The organism is Thermococcus sp. 101 C5 (assembly GCF_009372125.1).
Classification (GTDB): domain Archaea; phylum Methanobacteriota_B; class Thermococci; order Thermococcales; family Thermococcaceae; genus Thermococcus_A; species Thermococcus_A bergensis.
Window position 1 is genome coordinate 1 of the sequence record NZ_WHIZ01000112.1, and the last position, 2548, is coordinate 2548.

At 44.6% G+C, this 2548-nt stretch carries 3 protein-coding genes and 1 tRNA gene; 2 read left to right on the forward strand and 2 right to left on the reverse strand.

Translation table 11 applies throughout. From position 1 onward, the window contains the following. Positions 1 to 200: 200 nt before the first annotated feature. Entirely contained in the window at positions 201 to 1256 is a 1056-nt protein-coding gene (locus tag GBV73_RS10970; protein WP_042697715.1) for a glycosyltransferase family 2 protein, read from the reverse strand. 94 nt (positions 1257 to 1350) lie between these two features. Between GBV73_RS10970 and GBV73_RS10975 the strand changes: the two genes are divergently transcribed. Both GBV73_RS10975 and GBV73_RS10980 read left to right on the forward strand, forming a co-directional pair. Further along, a tRNA-Pro gene (locus GBV73_RS10975) sits at positions 1351 to 1428 on the forward strand. Between the two features lie 21 nt (positions 1429 to 1449). Continuing rightward, positions 1450 to 2076, forward strand: a complete 627-nt coding sequence (locus GBV73_RS10980) for a hypothetical protein (RefSeq protein ID WP_152881329.1) — start codon at positions 1450 to 1452, stop codon at positions 2074 to 2076. A gap of 26 nt (positions 2077 to 2102) precedes the next feature. Here the strand turns inward: GBV73_RS10980 and GBV73_RS10985 are convergent, their stop codons facing one another. Further along, the gene (locus GBV73_RS10985) at positions 2103 to 2402 is read right to left on the reverse strand and encodes a DUF2103 domain-containing protein (protein ID WP_152881331.1); all 300 of its coding nucleotides are present in this window, start codon (positions 2400 to 2402) and stop codon (positions 2103 to 2105) included. Positions 2403 to 2548: the final 146 nt, after the last annotated feature.

Genomic DNA, 2548 nt, shown 5'->3' on the forward strand with positions numbered 1-2548 from the left:
GTTTCCTCACTAATAACAAAGGTCGCCTTAGGCACACTAAACCACCCATTAAAAAATACTAAGTCAAAATATTTAAACTTCACGCTTTTAACCATTTAGAGAACAGCCCTCAAATTTTGTAAGGTGCGAAATATTTAAACTTTACATTTTCTCTCTGAAAGCCTAACCCTTTAGGGTGGAGATGCAGTAATTAGAGGCGGTCATGCCCATGTGAGGTTCCGATTGACGAAGAATCTTACAATAAATGAAAATCCTATTCCAATTAAATTTGCTATCAAATAGTGAACTCCCACATACAACAGAGCCAGATAGATTGCCCACTGAACCAGAGCCCCCGTTAGCGCTGCAAGGTGGAAGTTAAAAAGTCTTAGATAGAGTGGTTTTCTCTTCAGGTCTCTAAACGTCCAAAGGTCGTTCCACAGAAAGTTGTTGAGTATCGAAAGCTCCGTAGCTGGTATAACAGCCAGTCTTTTATCCCATCCCAAAAACTCCACAAAGCCGAGAAGAGCACCTTCGTTTACAGCGACACCGGTCAAACCAACTATGGAGAATTTGACAAGTCTATCTATCTCACCTTCCCATTTCATGAGCCTGTAGAGGTGACGCAGATAGTTTAGTATTTGCTTGTTGCTCAGCTTGCTTTCTCCAAAATTCCTTAATCCAAACGTAAACGGCACCTCAACGACTTTCTTGTACTTTCCTTTTATGAGCACTTCAAGGAGTATTTTAAAGCCCACTGGGTTGAGCTCAACCCCTTCTACAACCTCCCTTTTAAGGGCAAAAAACCCACTTACGGGGTCTTTGACCCCTCTAATCTTTGGTAAGGCAACTCTGCCTATCATTATAGCACCTTTTGAAATGAGCTTTCTCCACCAGTACCAGTTCTCGACCTTTCCTCCCTTCACATATCTGCTCGCTATAGCTATGTCCGCCCCTTTCTCAACCGCTTCAACTAACTTGGGGATAACCTCTGGAGGGTGCTGCAAATCAGCATCCATAACAACAATAATCTCCCCCCTAGCTTCCTTAAAGCCTCTGATAACAGCGGAAGAAAGACCTCGCTCATTTATCCTCCGTATAACATGCACAGGATATTTTTTCGCCAGTTCCTCTGCTTTTTCCCATGTTCTATCTGGGGAGTTATCATCTACAACTATTATTTCAAACTCTTTTCCCTCTAAAGCCCTCGCTATCCGTTCAAACAGCTCCTCCAGGTTTTCTCTCTCATTATATGTGGGTATTACTATGGATATCATCGGGCATCCTCTCCAACTATGCAGCTTGGAATTTATATCTTTTGCTAAGGGGTTGGGAAAAATTTATAACCAGATGCTTGAAAGTTAGCGCTGAGGGGCCGTGGGGTAGCTTGGTCTATCCTTCCGGCTTCGGGAGCCGGAGACCCGGGTTCAAATCCCGGCGGCCCCACCATAAAGTTTCTAGGTGAGAAAAATGCCATATTTGATAATAGAACATCTCGAAAAGCTTGGAGAGTGGGTTCTGCTTGAGTATAAGCATGCAAGCGAGTGGTGGGGAGATAAGCTCATCTTCACAAACGTTTTGCCAGAGGAGAGAGAAGAGCTCGCTAAGCTCGGCGGGGTTATTCCACAAAGTGTCACCGGGTTTCCGTTTGATCGTTCAAAGATGATAGTCCTCGACCCCTTTGCAGAAGAAGAGCTCAAACCAGAGGACATAGACGAAGACACGATTATAGTTGTGGGAGGAATCCTTGGAGACATTGAGTTTACCGGAAAGACAAAAAAATTCATAACATCAAAAATCGAAGGGGCAAAGGCAAGAAATATCGGGAAAGTCCAGTTTTCGATAGACGGGTCAGCAATAGTGGCAAAGCTCATAGCAGAAGGGAAACGGCTTGAAGAGATCGAGTATGAAGAGCACCCAACCATAAGGCTTGATGAGTTCAGCGAAATAACCCTCCACTACGCGGTACCCAAGATTAACGGAAAGCTTTTGCTCACTCCCGGCCTAATAGAACTTCAGAAAAAGGAGCTCGGGTATGAAGAAGGCATAAGCGATGAAGAACTCATAGAGTTCTTTGAAGGAAAAAGAGAGCTGTAAAGGGCCTGTACACTCCCCAATGCTGTTCAATTCTTCTTCCACTCCTCCGCAAGCTCGTCTATCTTCTTCCAGACAAATTCCCTCTGCTCCCTATCCACAACGAGAAAAACCTCCTGCACAGAACCATCACTCTTTGCAACGAGCTTTAGACCTGCATGGGTTTCCCTCGTTACTTTTATCTCAAAGCCCCTTGAGTCGCTGGCATATATCCTGCCAGGAATAACCTTCTTAACACCCGGGATACTGGCTATCTCCTCAAGCGGCTTCTCAAGCCCTTTGAGAAAGTGGTGCTCCCGTTTTACTCCTCGCTTGAAATACTTGGGCATGGTGGTGTATTGAGTTGCTGTATTAAAAGTTTTTTCGGAGGAGAGGTAAAAGAGTAACTAAAAGCACCACCGTTCTGCCTACCCGTAAAGTGTGTGTAAAGTGTTAATTTCATAACGGGTAGGCTTCCAGCCTCCCGTCTTCATTG